The 13,212-nt window shown below is 67.6% G+C and carries 14 protein-coding genes; 7 read left to right on the plus strand and 7 right to left on the minus strand.

Annotated features, from left to right (window positions below; genetic code table 11):
* Nucleotides 1-138: 138 nt before the first annotated feature.
* From ACPTTF_RS10710 to ACPTTF_RS10740, 7 genes are all read right to left on the minus strand, one after another.
* Nucleotides 139-930 (minus strand): aspartate/glutamate racemase family protein, encoded by a 792-nt coding sequence (locus ACPTTF_RS10710; protein ID WP_423371154.1) that lies wholly within the window; start codon nucleotides 928-930, stop codon nucleotides 139-141.
* A gap of 10 nt (nucleotides 931-940) precedes the next feature.
* Nucleotides 941-2,425 carry an NCS1 family nucleobase:cation symporter-1 gene (locus tag ACPTTF_RS10715; protein WP_423371155.1) on the minus strand — a complete coding sequence of 495 codons (1,485 nt, stop codon included), beginning with the start codon at nucleotides 2,423-2,425 and terminating at the stop codon, nucleotides 941-943.
* A gap of 150 nt (nucleotides 2,426-2,575) precedes the next feature.
* Nucleotides 2,576-3,280 (minus strand): GntR family transcriptional regulator, encoded by a 705-nt coding sequence (locus ACPTTF_RS10720; RefSeq protein ID WP_423371156.1) that lies wholly within the window; start codon nucleotides 3,278-3,280, stop codon nucleotides 2,576-2,578.
* Between the two features lie 306 nt (nucleotides 3,281-3,586).
* Nucleotides 3,587-4,525, minus strand: a complete 939-nt coding sequence (gene ldcA / locus ACPTTF_RS10725) for a muramoyltetrapeptide carboxypeptidase (protein ID WP_166959931.1) — start codon at nucleotides 4,523-4,525, stop codon at nucleotides 3,587-3,589.
* Nucleotides 4,526-4,624: 99 nt separating this feature from the next.
* Nucleotides 4,625-5,209: a tRNA adenosine(34) deaminase TadA gene (gene tadA / locus ACPTTF_RS10730; protein ID WP_091920961.1), complete on the minus strand. Its 585-nt coding sequence runs from the start codon at nucleotides 5,207-5,209 to the stop codon at nucleotides 4,625-4,627.
* The gene (locus tag ACPTTF_RS10735; RefSeq protein ID WP_423371157.1) at nucleotides 5,206-5,607 is read right to left on the minus strand and encodes a DnaJ family domain-containing protein; all 402 of its coding nucleotides are present in this window, start codon (nucleotides 5,605-5,607) and stop codon (nucleotides 5,206-5,208) included. Before ACPTTF_RS10735 ends, tadA begins: the two co-directional genes overlap by 4 nt.
* A gap of 277 nt (nucleotides 5,608-5,884) precedes the next feature.
* The gene (locus tag ACPTTF_RS10740; RefSeq protein WP_423371158.1) at nucleotides 5,885-7,105 is read right to left on the minus strand and encodes an MFS transporter; all 1,221 of its coding nucleotides are present in this window, start codon (nucleotides 7,103-7,105) and stop codon (nucleotides 5,885-5,887) included.
* A 324-nt stretch (nucleotides 7,106-7,429) separates the two neighbouring features.
* Between ACPTTF_RS10740 and ACPTTF_RS10745 the strand changes: the two genes are divergently transcribed.
* The 7 genes from ACPTTF_RS10745 to ACPTTF_RS10775 all read left to right on the plus strand — a co-directional run bounded on the left by ACPTTF_RS10745 (nucleotide 7,430) and on the right by ACPTTF_RS10775 (nucleotide 13,183).
* On the plus strand, nucleotides 7,430-8,200 hold the full coding sequence (locus ACPTTF_RS10745; protein WP_059694668.1) for a GntR family transcriptional regulator: 771 nt from the start codon (nucleotides 7,430-7,432) through the stop codon (nucleotides 8,198-8,200).
* Nucleotides 8,197-9,936, plus strand: coding sequence for a fumarate reductase/succinate dehydrogenase flavoprotein subunit (locus ACPTTF_RS10750; protein ID WP_423371159.1), 1,740 nt, complete (start codon nucleotides 8,197-8,199; stop codon nucleotides 9,934-9,936). Before ACPTTF_RS10745 ends, ACPTTF_RS10750 begins: the two co-directional genes overlap by 4 nt.
* Before the next feature lie 11 nt (nucleotides 9,937-9,947).
* A complete protein-coding gene (locus ACPTTF_RS10755) occupies nucleotides 9,948-10,193 on the plus strand; it encodes a 4Fe-4S dicluster domain-containing protein (protein ID WP_166959947.1) in 246 nt (81 codons plus the stop codon).
* A gap of 158 nt (nucleotides 10,194-10,351) precedes the next feature.
* Nucleotides 10,352-11,347: a HEAT repeat domain-containing protein gene (locus ACPTTF_RS10760; RefSeq protein WP_166959951.1), complete on the plus strand. Its 996-nt coding sequence runs from the start codon at nucleotides 10,352-10,354 to the stop codon at nucleotides 11,345-11,347.
* Nucleotides 11,344-11,658, plus strand: a complete 315-nt coding sequence (locus tag ACPTTF_RS10765; protein ID WP_423371160.1) for a gamma-butyrobetaine hydroxylase-like domain-containing protein — start codon at nucleotides 11,344-11,346, stop codon at nucleotides 11,656-11,658. The genes ACPTTF_RS10760 and ACPTTF_RS10765 overlap by 4 nt, the downstream gene beginning before the upstream one ends.
* A gap of 97 nt (nucleotides 11,659-11,755) precedes the next feature.
* A complete protein-coding gene (locus ACPTTF_RS10770) occupies nucleotides 11,756-12,640 on the plus strand; it encodes an NAD(P)-dependent oxidoreductase (RefSeq protein ID WP_423371161.1) in 885 nt (294 codons plus the stop codon).
* A 51-nt stretch (nucleotides 12,641-12,691) separates the two neighbouring features.
* A complete protein-coding gene (locus tag ACPTTF_RS10775; protein WP_423371162.1) occupies nucleotides 12,692-13,183 on the plus strand; it encodes an NUDIX hydrolase in 492 nt (163 codons plus the stop codon).
* Nucleotides 13,184-13,212 lie beyond the last annotated feature (29 nt).

Raw genomic sequence — 13,212 nt, forward strand, 5'->3', positions numbered from 1 at the left:
GCGACGAAAGCTCGCTGAAATAATGGGCTCGCATCGACCGCGCGGGTGCCGGGGGCCGGCTGCGCAAGCCGATGCGATGACGGCCCAGTGTAGCGAAAACGCCCATACGCGCCCATACAGCGGCGCAGATAGTGCGTGTCAGACGGTGTGTATGTGCGGTTGCGGCAAATTCGGGTCCGATTCTGCCTCATCCCCGCCCGGCGGGCTGAAGCTGGCGAACGCGCCGTCGTAGCGCTTCGGCAGCGGCCGCGCGTAGTCGCCGCGCTTCGCCGTCGCGAGGCGCAGCGCGACGAGCGCCTCGGCCCATTTGACGGCCGCCGTGACGCCTTCGACCACCGGCGCGCCGATCTGCTGCTCGATCTCGTGCGCGAACTCGGCCATCCCTGCACAACCCAGCACGATCGCGTCGGCGCCGTCCTCGTCGAGCGCGCGCCGGCATTCGTCGACGATGATCCGGCGCGCGGCCGAGCCCGGCCGGTCGAGTTCGAGCACGGCGACGTCGGTCGCGCGCACGTTGCGGCAGAACCGCTTCATCCCGTAGCGCTCCGCGAGGTGCCAGGCCATCCCGCAGGTGCGCGCGAGCGTCGTGACGACCGAGAAGCCCGGCGCGAGCACGCTCGCCGCATGCATCGCGGCCTCGGCAATGCCGATCACCGGCCCGCGCGCGAGCTCGCGCGCAGCATAAAGGCCCGGATCGCCGAAGCACGCGATCACGTATGCGTCGCAGCCGTCGCGCTCGCCCTGCGCGATCTCGGCAAGCAGCCCCGGCGTCGCGAGCGCCTCGTCGTAATACCCTTCGATCGACGGCGGCCCCATCGGCGGGCTCACCGCCACGATCTCCGTGCCGGCGGCCGCGACCTCGCGCGCGCAGCGACCCATCGCATCGGTCATCCGCTGCGTCGTATTGGGATTGATCAGTCGGATCTTCATCGCACGCTCCTCAGGCCTTCCTGCTCACGAGCAGCCGGTAGAACACGAAGCCGAGCCCCGCGCCGATGAACCACGAGAAGTTCGCGACGCCCTGCCAGCCCGGCACCATCACGCACACGACCGCGATCACTGCGGCCGGCAGGAGCGCTGCGAGCGCGCGTCGGTTCACGCCGCCCGTGTACCAGTACGACCCGCTTTCCGACATCGTGTACAGGTCGTCGCGCACGAGCCTGCCGCGCTTGACGAGGTAGAAGTCCGCAATCAGCACGCCGTACAGCGGGCCGATGAACGCGCCGAGCACGTCGAGCGTGTAGTGGATCACGGCCGGGTTGTTGAACAGGTTCCACGGCGTGATGAAGATCGACGCGACGGCCGCGAGCATCCCGCCCGCGCGCCAGCTGATCAGGCGCGGCGCGACGTTCGAGAAGTCGAACGCGGGCGACACGAAGTTCGCGACGATGTTGATGCCGATCGTCGCGATCGTGAACGTGAGCGCACCGAGGATCACCGCGGTCGGATGGTCGATGCGGCCGACCGTCTCGACGGGATCGGTGATGAGTTCGCCGAACACGGGCAACGTCGCTGCCGTCGTGATCACCGTGACGAGCGAGAACGCGAGGAAGTTGACCGGCAACCCCCAGAAATTGCCGCGCTTCACTTCGCCGAACGAGCGGCAATAGCGCGAGAAGTCGCCGAAATTGAGCATCGGCCCGGAGAAGTACGACACGACCAGCGACACGGCCGTGATCATCACCGGGATCACTTCCGCACCGTGATACTTGACGCCGCCGAGGTTGATGCCGATGTTGCGCCAGCCCGCGCGCCACACCATGTAGCCGGCGAGGATGAACATCACGACGTAGACGGCCGGGCCCGCAAAGTCGATGAACTTCTTGATCGTCTCCATCCCGTTCCAGAACACGAACGCCTGGAGCACCCACAGCAGCATGAAACCGGCCCAACCGACCGCCGACAGCCCGAGGAAGCCGTAGCGATGGACGTCCGCGTAAGGCAGCCATTGCGGGAAGAATTTCAGCACGACGATCACGAGCGCGCTCGACGCGAGATACGTCTGGATGCCGTACCACGCGATCGCGATCAGCCCGCGGATCACGGCCGGCACGTTCGCGCCGAGCACGCCGAACGTCGCGCGGCACGCGACCGGATACGGCACGCCGATTTGCTGGCTCGGCCGTGCGATCAGGTTGCACAGCACGTTCACGAGGCCGATCCCGACGATCAGCGCGAGCAGCACCTGCCAGCTCGTCAGCCCGAGCGCGAACAGGCTGCCTGCGAACACGTAGCCGCCGACGCTGTGTACATCCGACATCCAGAACGCGAAGATGTTGTACGAACCCCATGTCTGATTTTTCAGGGGTGCCAAATCTTCGTTGTACAGACGTTCGCTGTAACCATTCGGCAGCGCCGGTTCGCCGCCCTCGCCGCCTTCTTCCGCCGGATAGGCGCTCTCGTGCGCCACACTGAACTGAGCCATGACTTCTCCTTGACGCGGCCGGGCGGCCGCTCCACCGTCATCGATATCGCTCCGGATCGACGCCCGGAGTCGGACCAGCGGCCCGCGGCAAACACCGCGGGCCTGCATTTCGCTCGTTCTTGTGGCGCGCGGCCGGGTTCGCGTCGCCGCTCAGGCGCCGCCGAACACTTCGCGCAAATCGACCTGCCCCTGTGCGGGCCGGTCCAGCATCTTCAGTTCGACATGCTGCAGGTGGTGCGCCATCAGCGTCACCGCCCGCTTCGGATCGCCCGCCTCCAGCGCGGCGAGGATCTCGTCGTGGTCGTCGCACGAGCACGGGCTGCGCCCGTGCGATTCGTACAACGCGGACATCAGCGTCGAGCGTGCGACGAGCCCTTCGAGGCACTCGCTGAGCGTCGCATTGCCCATCAGCGTGGCGAGCGCCGTATGGAATTCGCCCGACAGGCGGATCCACGCCGCGAAGTCGTGCCGCTCGAACGCCTTGCGCTCCTTGTCGATCAGCGCGGCGACCCCCTTCAGACGCTTCGCGCCGGGCCCAGTCGCGAGCCGCTCGACTACGGCGAGCTCGATGATCCGGCGCATCTCGAACACCTCGTGCACGTCCTGCAGCGTCGGGCTCGCGACGAACGCGCCGCGGTTCGGCTCGAGATCGACGAGCTTGTCGGTCGCGAGCTGCGCGAGCGCCTGGCGGATCGTCCCGCGCTTCACGTCGAACACGTCGCAGAGCTGCGCCTCCGTCAGCTTCGCGCCGGGCGCGAGCCGATGCTCGAGGATCGCCGTGCGGATCCGCTCGGCGATCGCTTCGGGACCGGCTGCGCCGGACGGGTGGGATTCGGGCTCGTTCATGATCGGCATCGCGTGATGATCCTCATCCTAGGGCGGACATAAAGATTGTCAACAATTCTTTTCCTGCATTGCGCACAATCGACGTGCATCAATGCGACCCGGTTCGGTGCACGATGCGTCGAATCCATGCACGGCAAGGCTGAGGCGCACGACAGAGGCCATTCTCGTCGTATACCCTCCAGGCCATTTTGTTGACAAAACTGGTGCAAAGCTCGGCGACCATCCCGCTGAAGTCGACGAGAAAATGTGACCGTTAGTTGCGCACTCACATAAAGAAAAAGGCGGAAAAACCGCCTTTCGATCGATCGCTCCGCCTCAGCCGAGGTGCGGATAGTCCGACAGCGTGAGCCGGAAACCGTGCGCATTCGCGACCAGTTGCGCCTGCGCGCCGAACGGCAGCGTCAGCAGGTCGGGCACATGGCCGAACTGGAGCCCCGTGACGACCGGAATCCCCACCACCTCACGCACCTGGTCGATCATCGCCTGCATGTCGTAGCCGTTGTCGTACTCGAACGGCCGCGCGCCGGTGAACTGGCCGAGCACGAGCGCCTGCTGGCGCGCGAGCAGCCCCGACAGGTGCAGTTGATAGATCATCCGTTCGATCCGGAACGGCTGCTCGTTGACGTCCTCGATGAACAGGATCCCGCCTTCGATGTCGGGCATGTACGGCGTGCCGACGAGCGACGTGAGGATCGCGAGGTTGCCGCCCCACAGCGTGCCCGTCACGTTCACGGTCTGCACCTGCGGCGCTTCGGCGATGATCGTCGTGGTCGGCTGCGTCAGCGTCTGCCAGAAGTGCTGCATCGTGAAATCGCTCGGCGTTTCCGCGCCGAAGTCGGCGGACAGCATCGGGCCGCCGAAGGTCTTGATGCGCGCCTTCGCATACAGCGCGAGCTGGAGTGCCGTGAAGTCGCTGTGCCCGACGAGCGCGACCGGCTGGTCGCGCAGCCTGCGTTCGAGCCCGCGGTAGTCGAGCCCGTGCAGGATGCGCGCGGCACCGTAGCCGCCGCGCACCGCCAGCGCGATGTCCGGCAGCGGCCGCTCGGGATCGGCGAGGCGGTTCAGGTCGCCTGCCCGCTCGCCGTCGGTGCCGCCGAACCGCTGGAAACGCCGCTGCGTCGCTTCGATGTTCTCGATGCGGTGCTGTGCGGTGCTGAGGCGCTCGAGCGCACGATTGATCGCGTCGGGGTCGTGCGGATAGCCGGACGGCGCAAGCAGTCGGATGGTGTAGGACGCGGCGGGCTGGAAGGACATGGCGAAAGGTGTCGGGTCGTCAAACCTGCTTAGAGGGTCCGAACCGTCTCCGGTTCACGAAGCCGTGCGCACCCGGCGCGCGCCGGGCAGCGGGCGCGCCTATGACGCGCCGGATTCGGCGTCGCGGGCCAGCCGTGCTTCGCGCAACGCGCGACGGCGCTCGGCGAAGAACGACTTCAGCGCGGCGCCGCACTCGTCGGCGAGCACCCCGCCGGTCACTTCGGTATGGTGGTTCAGCTGCGGGTTCGCGAACGCGTCGATCACGCTGCCGCAGGCGCCCGTCTTCGGATCGGCGGCGCCGTAGACGACCCGCGCGATGCGCGCATGCATGATCGCGCCCGCGCACATCAGGCACGGCTCGAGCGTCACGTACAGCTCGCAGCCGGGCATCCGGTAATTCTGCAGATGCTGCGCGGCCATGCGCAGCGCGGCCATTTCCGCATGGGCCGACGGGTCGTGCCCGCCGATCGGATGGTTGAAGCCGCGTGCGATCACTTCGTCGCCGCGCACGAGCACCGCACCGACCGGCACCTCGCCGGCCGCGCGCGCCTCTTCGGCGGCGGCCTGCGCGAGACGCATGAAATGCAGGTCGCGCGCCGATACGGGCGCGGCTTCGGGAACGGGAGAATCGGCGGCGGGTTCGGCGGCCGGCCGGGCTGCGTCGTGCAGCGCGTCGGACGTCACATCGGCCCCGCTTCGGCGGGCACTTCATCGAGCCCGCGCTCGCACAGGCGCTCCGCGATGCGCCGGCAGTAGTCGCGCGGCATCACCATCGGGCCGCCGCGCAGCGATTCCAGTGCCATATCGAGCGCGAGGATCTTCGCCTGCAGCCGGCACCGCGCGGCACGGTCGCTGACCGCCTGCACTTCGTCATGCAGGTTGCGCAACGCGCGCAATTGCTCGACGGCCGGCGGCACGAAGCCCGCATTCTTCAGGATACGGTTGGCCACCCGCACCTCCTCGGGCACGAGCAGGTCGTCATCCAGCGCCAGCGGCGCGCCGGTACCCGGCAAATCGTCGAACTCGCCCCGCGCGGCGGCGGCGGCAATACGTTGTTCGACCAGGGCGTCAAGCAATCTCATCAGTCAATCGGAACAATGCGGCAGGCCGAATTCTAGCAGGGTGACGCGGGTATGACAGGCCCTTCGAATATATGCTCGATATTGTATTTTTAGGGGCCGAATCGCTGCGCATGCGCGCCGATCGGCATCATTTGCCGCCCTGCTGCGCCGCAGCGGGCTGCGGGCCGCCCACGTACCCGCAAACGCACGCGGTGTCGGGCCCTGTTTTATCGGTGGCAACGCGGGCCGAACCGCGCCGATCCGGTGCAATGCAAGCCGCCCCGCTTCCGGCGCCGGGTCACGCGGCCACGGTTTCCGGTCGCGCTTTCGCAAACGGGCGGAACATCATCGCCATCAGGAACGCGCCGACGCCGATCGCGAACGAACCGACGTACAACCAGCCATAGCTGCCGAACGTGTCGACGATCAGGCCGCCGGCCACGGGGCCCGCGGCCATCCCGAGGCTGCCGGCCATCGCACAGCCGCCGATCACGGTGCCCATCATCCGCAGCGGGAAGTTCTCGCGCGCGAGTACCGAATACAGCGGCATCACGCCCGCATAGATGAAGCCGAACAAGGTCGCGACCGCGTAGAAGCCGTCGAGCGTGCGCACGAAGGCGTACCCGAGCGCGCCCAGCGCCTGCGCGAGCAGCCCGGCCACCAGCATGCGCTTCGCGCCGATGCGGTCGCCCAGGATCCCGAACGCGATCCGGCCGCCCATGCCGGCGAGCCCTTCGACGCTGTAGATCGACACCGCGACGATCAACGGGATCCCGCACGTCACCGCGTAGCTGACCGTATGGAAGATCGGCCCCGAATGCGTCGCGCAACAGAAGAAATTGGTCAGCAGCAGCACGATGAACTGCGGCGAACGCAGCGCGTGCGCGACCGACATCGCCCCAGGCTCGCCGGCTGGCGCAGCGGCTGCCGGGGCCGCATGCGCACCGTCGAGCGCGGGCGCCCGGCGCACCAGCACCGACACCGGAACCATCACGACGGCCGCCAGCGCCGCCATCAGCAGCATCGACGTGCGCCAGTCACGCACCGACACGAGCCACGCGGCCAGCGGGGCCATCGTCATCGGCGCCATCCCCATGCCGGCCGACACGAGCGACACCGCCAGGCTGCGGTGCGTGTCGAACCAGCCCGTCACGCACGCCATCATCGGCGCGAATATCGCAGCCGTCGCGCCGCCGACGGCGAGGCCGAACGTCAGCTGGAACACGAGCAGCGACGGCGCGCGGCTCGCCAGCGCCAGGCTTGCCGGCAACAGAACGGCACCCATGATGACGACCGGGCGCGTGCCGATGCGGTCCGACAGGCTGCCCCACCCCATGCTCGCGAAGGCCATCGCGATGAAGCCGAGCGTCATCGCGCCGGAAATGCCGGTCATCGACCAGCCCGTGTCGCGCGCGATGGCGCGCAGGAAAACCGGCAGCGAAAACATCGCGCCGACGGCGATGCAGCCCATCAAGCCACCCGCAGCGACGATGACCCAGCGATATCGGGAATCCTGCATGGGATGCCTCCTTTTCGTTACGCCAATCCTCGGTAACCGGGCGCCACCCGCGTGGCGCCATGCCCGGTCGACATGGATACGACGCGCGACGCAACGGGAAATCGACATGCACGGCACACGCGCCGGTGAATTTCCTGATTGTCCGCCGCTTCACTCCGCCCGCAACGGGCGGACCGCGCCGACACCGCATGCCGGATCGTCCGTTCGGTCCGGCCCCTGCCGCCGTGCTTTTCCGGAATCGGAAAGTCGAAATCAGAAATGGTTGGTTGGGACGCGCCATCGCGCTGACTACACTCGAGCGATCTTGTCATAACAAGTTGACCGATGACCTCACCCAACGTCGTGCCGCTGTCGGCGGCCCCGCTCTACGTGCAGATCAAGGACACGCTGCGTGCGCGTATTCTCGACGGCACCTATGCGCCGCACAGCCGGATGCCTTCCGAGCACGAACTCTGCGCGGCGTTCGGCGTCAGCCGGATCACGGTGCGCCAGGCGCTCGGCGATCTGCAGAAGGAAGGACTGCTGTTCAAGCTGCACGGCAAGGGCACCTTCGTGTCGAAGCCGAAGGCGTTCCAGAATGTGACGTCGCTGCAGGGCTTCGCCGAGGCGATGTCGTCGATGGGCTACGAGATCGTCAACCAGGTGCGCAGTGTCCGCACCGTCAAGGCCGACCGCCATCTCGCGACAAAGCTGAACGTGCCCGAAGGCGCGCCGCTCGTCGAGATTCACCGCGTGCGGCTGCTGAATCGCGAGCCCGTGTCGCTCGAACAGACCTGGGTGCCGGAAGCACTCGGCAAGCGCCTCGCGGGTGCCGATCTCGCGACCCGCGACATCTTCCTGGTCCTGGAAAACGACTGCGGCATCCCGCTCGGCCATGCCGACGTGTCGATCGACGCGATCCTCGCCGACGACGAGATCGTCGATGCGCTGCACGTCGAGGAAAGCAGCCCCGTGCTGCGCATCGAGCGCCTCACGCATGACGCGTCGGGCGCGCCGATCGACTACGAATACCTGTACTTTCGCGGCGACGCCTTCCAGTACCGGCTGCGCATCGACCGGCAAAAGCCGCGCAAACCTGCAAGGAAACAGCGATGACTACCCATGTACTCGAATACGACATCGTCGTGGTCGGCGGCGGCACGGCCGGCCCGATGGCAGCGATCAAGGCGAAGGAGCGCGACCCGTCCCTGCGCGTGCTGCTGCTCGAAAAAGCCAACGTGAAACGCAGCGGCGCGATCTCGATGGGGATGGACGGCCTGAACAACGCGGTGATTCCCGGGCATGCGACGCCCGAGCAATACACGCGAGAGATCACGATCGCCAACGACGGGATCGTCGACCAGGAAGCCGTGCACGCGTATGCGGCGCACAGCTTCGCGACGATCGAGCAGCTCGACCGCTGGGGCGTGAAGTTCGAGAAGGACGGCACCGGCGACTACGCGGTGAAGAAGGTCCACCACATGGGCTCGTACGTGCTGCCGATGCCGGAGGGGCACGACATCAAGAAGGTGCTGTACCGGCAACTGAAGCGCGCACGCATCGCGATCACCAACCGGATCGTCGTGACGCGCGTGCTGACCGATGCGCAGGGCCACGCGAGCGGCGTACTCGGCTTCGACTGCCGCACGGCCGAGTTCCACGTGATCCGCGCGAAAGCCGTGATTCTCTGCTGCGGCGCGGCCGGCCGCCTCGGCCTGCCGGCCTCGGGCTACCTGATGGGCACGTACGAGAACCCGACCAACGCCGGCGACGGCTACGCGATGGCTTATCACGCCGGCGCCGCGCTCGCGAATCTCGAATGTTTCCAGATCAATCCGCTGATCAAGGACTACAACGGCCCCGCATGCGCGTACGTGACGGGCCCGCTCGGCGGCTTCACCGCGAACGGCAAGGGCGAACGCTTCATCGAATGCGATTACTGGAGCGGCCAGATGATGTGGGAGTTCTACCAGGAACTGCAGAGCGGCAACGGCCCCGTGTTCCTCAAGCTCGATCATCTCGCGGAAGAAACGATCCAGACCATCGAGCAGATCCTGCATACGAACGAACGGCCGAGTCGCGGCCGCTTCCATGCGGGGCGCGGCACCGACTACCGCAGCCAGATGGTCGAGATGCACATCTCCGAGATCGGTTTCTGCAGCGGCCACAGCGCATCCGGCGTATACGTGAACGCCCGCGCGGAGACGACCGTGCCCGGGCTCTACGCGGCCGGAGACATGGCGGCCGTCCCGCACAACTACATGCTCGGCGCATTTACGTACGGCTGGTTTGCCGGGCAGAACGCGGCCGACTACGTGGCAGGCCGCGAGCATGCGCCGGTGGACGACGAACAGGTCGCCGCCGAACGCACCCGTGTGCTTGCGCCGCTGTTGCGCGAGCGCGGCCTGGCACCGGCGCAGGTCGAGTACAAGCTGCGCCGCATGGTGAACGACTATCTTCAACCGCCGAAAGTGACACGCAAAATGGAAATCGGGCTGCAACGCTTTGATGCCATTACTGAGGATATCGAAGATATAAAGGCCAGCCATCCGCACGAACTGATGCGCGCCGCCGAGGTGCGCGCGATCCGCGACTGCGCGGAAATGGCCGCGCGCGCGTCGCTGTTCCGCACCGAGAGCCGCTGGGGGCTGTACCACCATCGCGTCGACTTTCCGCATCGCAACGACGCCGAATGGTTCTGCCACACCTGGCTGCGCAAGGACGCCGACGGCGCGATGCGCAGCGAGAAGCGGCCCGTCGAACCGTACGTCGTGCCGCTTGCGGACGACGATCGCGACGCCTACACGAACCTGCGCATCCGCGAACCGGCCGCACTCGCTGCCGCCCTCTGAGGAGCCCTACCGTGCCCCATACCCCGCACGACATCTTCCTGCGCAGCAGCGCGCCCGTGACGATCGACGAGGAACGCTGCATCGCCGACAAGGGTTGCACCGTCTGCGTCGACGTGTGCCCGCTCGACCTGCTCGCGATCGACTTGACCAAAGGCAAGGCCTACATGCAGTTCGACGAATGCTGGTACTGCATGCCGTGCGAGCGCGACTGCCCGACCGGCGCGGTCAAGGTCGACATCCCTTACCTGCTGCGCTGAGCGAGCGCGCGGCCGATCGTCGTCGTGCCGCGCGCGCGGGCCGCGCATCGACGACGTGACGGCCGGGCCGGCGTTCGCCAGGTTCGCGTCGCCATACCGCGCCGTCCATGCGCCGCGCTCCGTGAGCAGCAGCTCTTTCACCGAACCGATTTTTGCCCATGACCGCTTTCTTTTCCACCACCCCGCTGCCCGGCACGCACGATCCGGATCGTGCCGCACTCGCCCTCCGCCTCGCCGCGCCCGACGCATCCGTGCGCCGCATCGCACTGCTCGAGCTTGCCGATCTCGAGGAGTCCGATCTGGTGCCGTCATTCGTTGCGGCACTGTGCGACGATCCGTCGGCCGACGTACGCAGCGAGGCTGCGCGCGTGCTCGGCGCATGGGAACAGCCCGACGTCGTCGACGCACTGTGCGGTGCATTGCTCGATCCGGACGAAGGTGTACGCGCCGCCGCCGCGCAGAGCCTGTCCGAACTGAAGGACCCGGCATCGGGTGCCGTACTGTGTCGATGGGCCGCCCGGCCCGAGCCGTTCGTGCGCCGCGCCGTGCTGCGCGGATTGCGCGAGTTGCGCGACCCCGACGCGTTCGCGCCGGCGCTGCACGCGCTCGACGCCGAACACGCTGCCGTGCGCGCCGAAGCCGTGGCGGTGCTCGGCTGGCTCAGGGATCCGCGTGCGCTGCCGCCGCTCGCGCGCATCGCGACCACCGATGCCGCAGCGGACGTGCGACGCGCCGCGGTCGGCGCGATCGGGTTCGCGGCACCCGACGATGCGGCCACCATCGACGCACTGTTTGCCGCGCTGCGCGACCGCGAATGGCAGGTGCGCGAGGAAACGGCCACGACGCTCGGCAAGTTGCGTGTCACGGCCGCGCGCGAACCGCTCGTCGCCGCGCTCGACGACGACTACTGGCAGGTACGCCTGCGTGCCGCGCGCTCGCTCGGGCAACTGCGCGATGCGGCCGCGGCGCCGGCCGTCGTCGCGCTGCTGTCGCATGCGATCAGCAACCTGCGCAAGGAAGCCGCGCTTGCGCTCGGTGAATTGCGCGACCGCACGACGTTGCCCGCGCTGACCCACGCGCTGGAGGATCATGATCCGGAAGTACGCAAGGCCGTGCGAATCGCGATCCGGCAAATCGACGAGGCGTCGCGATGATCTCCCCGACCGAAATCGCACTCGATCACCCGGCACGCACGTTGACACTCCGCTGGCCGGACGGCCGCACGCAACGCATCGGCTATGCGCGGTTGCGCGGCGATTGCCCGTGTGCGGAATGCCGAAGGATCCGGCTCGACGGCGGTCGTGTCGATGCGCGGCCCGACCTGACGCTGGACAGCCTCGAGCCAGCCGGCTACGGCATCCGCGCCCGGTTCGGCGACGGTCATGCGCGCGGCATCTATCCGTGGCCGTATCTGGCGGATATGGCGGATACGGCGGATACGGCGGACATGACGGCGCGGCCGTGACGTGACTCCCGCGCGTGCGCGGACGACATGACAGGTGTGCGGAAACGCTGCGATACTGACGCCCACGATCGTCTCCACCCACCGTGGGAGCCACAACATGCAAACCGCAGTCGGATTCATCGGCCTCGGCGTGATGGGCACGCCGATGGCACTCAATCTCGCGCGGGCCGGCACACCGCTCGTCGTATGGAGCCGGTCGCACGGCAGCGACGATGCGTTGCGCGACGCCGGCGCACGCGTGGCCGAGCACGCCGATGACGTATTCGCCGCCTGCCCGACCGTGATCCTGATGCTCGCGAACGACGCGGCGATCGACGCCGTTCTCGCGCGCGGCACGCCCGGTTTCGCCGCCCGTGTCGGCGGACGCACCATCGTGAACATGGGCACGAACGCACCCAGGTATTCGCGCGCACTGGCCGATGAAATCGCTGCCGCGTCGGGCCGTTACGTCGAAGCGCCGGTGTCGGGGTCACGCAAGCCGGCCGAAGCCGGTCAACTCGTCGTGATGCTCGCCGGCGCGCCGGACGACGTCGACGCCGTTCGCACGCTCGTGAAGCCGCTGTGCCGCGACAGCTTCGTATGCGGCGACGTACCGTCGGCGCTGACGATGAAGCTCGCCGTGAACCTGTTCCTGATCACGATGGTCACCGGCCTGACCGAAGCCACGCATTTCGCACAACGCCAAGGTATCGATCTCGCCCGCTTCGCCGACGTGCTGAATGCGGGCCCGATGGCGAGCGACGTGTCGCGCGTGAAGCTCGGCAAACTCGTCGCCGCGGATTTCTCGGTGCAGGCCGCGATCACCGACGTGCTGAAGAATGCGCGCCTCGTCGCCGAATCCGCGCGCGACATCGGCATCGCGTCGCCGCTGCTCGACATCTGCCACGCGCTTTACGGCGAGACCGAGCGGGCCGGACATGGCGCGGACGACATGGTCGCCGTGATCCGCGCGATCGAGCAACGCACGCACGACGCGCGGTGAATCGTCACCGGCCGCCCGCCCCCCTCGAACACGCCCGCACGTAGACCCCTCATGTCCGATTCGCCCCGCTCCCCGACCAGCGTCATCGCCTCCGTACGCCCCATTCCCGCCGTGATCGGCATCGTCCTGCGAGAACGCGACGTGCTGCTGGTACGCCGCGCCAATCCGCCCGATGCGGGCTGCTGGGGCTTTCCCGGCGGCAAGATCGAAGCAGGGGAATCGATTGCGAACGCGATCGTGCGCGAGATCGCTGAAGAGACGACCGTCGACGTAGAAGCACGCGACACCTTTACCGCGCTGGATGCCTTCGATTACGATGCCGGCGGCAACGTGCGCCAGCATTTCGTCATGGTCGCGGTGCTGTGCACATGGCTGCGCGGCACGCCTGCTGCCGGCGACGATGCGCTCGACGCGCGCTGGTTCGATCTCGCCGAACTCGACCGCGATGATTTGCCGATGAGCGCCGGCGTTCGCGACGTCGCGCGACGCACGATCGAGCGTGCGGCCGCCCTCGGCGACGCACCGCGTCCGGCCATTACCTGAAACAACGCCGTCTTTCCCGCGCCCCTTGC

Source organism: Burkholderia crassaminum (assembly GCF_964265005.1).
In the GTDB taxonomy this organism is placed as follows: Bacteria; Pseudomonadota; Gammaproteobacteria; order Burkholderiales; family Burkholderiaceae; genus Burkholderia.